The organism is Niastella populi (assembly GCF_002078015.1).
Classification (GTDB): Bacteria; Bacteroidota; Bacteroidia; order Chitinophagales; family Chitinophagaceae; genus Niastella; species Niastella populi.
Genome location: NZ_LWBP01000118.1, coordinates 1 through 888, shown reverse-complemented (window position 1 = coordinate 888; position 888 = coordinate 1). Strand labels below are relative to the sequence as shown.

Below are 888 nucleotides of genomic sequence, written 5' to 3'. Positions count from 1 at the left end.
ATCTTTAATGCGCAGGGGGTACAGGTGATAAGAAGAAGAACAACCCATTTGCCGGTAGGGCGGGCAAATTGCCCAATCATATTGTGAGAAAATGTTGGTATAGAAATCGAAAACCCTTTTTCTTTCTACCAGCAACATGTTCTCATACTTTTTGAACTGCGCCAATGCTACCGCCGCCAGCACATCGGGCATATTCATTTTAAAGCCGGGGTAGATGACATCATACTGCCAGGCGCCCGCTTTGGCTTTTGTGAATGCGTCTTTCGTTTGGCCATTCAAACTCCACACACGAAGCAAACTATATACTTCTTCATTATTGAAAGGAGCAGGAAGATTGAGCGCTATAACGCCGCCCTCAGCCGAAGTAATGTTCTTCACCGCATGTAATGAGAATACGGTAATATCGGCGCAGGAGCCAATAGGTTTGTTTTTATAAGTTGCACCCAGGGCATGAGCGGCATCGTCCATGATCATGATCCTTCCCAGTTGCCTTTGCACATCACATGCAGGGTGGAACTTTTTCTTTACCTCCTCATCATTTACGATACTGTAAATGCCATCGTAATCACAAGGCCAGCCAGCAAAATCAACAGCGATGATCGCTTTTGTTCTTTCGGTAATGGCGTCTTTTATTTTTTCGCAGTCGATATTGAAGTCTTTTCCTACATCAACCATAACCGGTTTGGCGCCAACATGCATTACAGCCAGCGCTGTTGCGCAATATGTATAAGCAGGCACAATTACTTCGTCGCCCTGTTTAATGCCATACCAGTGCAGCATAAGGATCATCCCGGATGTAGCAGAGTTCACCGCCAGCGCATGCCCGATGTTGCAAAACGCGGCCATCTCCTTCTCAAGTTGTTTGGTGGCCGGCCCGGTCGTAAGCCA

General features: G+C 46.8%; 1 protein-coding gene. It reads right to left on the bottom strand.

Annotated elements, in window-relative coordinates; all coding sequences use genetic code 11:
- A partial coding sequence (locus tag A4R26_RS11575) for a DegT/DnrJ/EryC1/StrS family aminotransferase (protein WP_081163940.1) occupies positions 1–888 on the bottom strand: 888 nt, incomplete at both ends.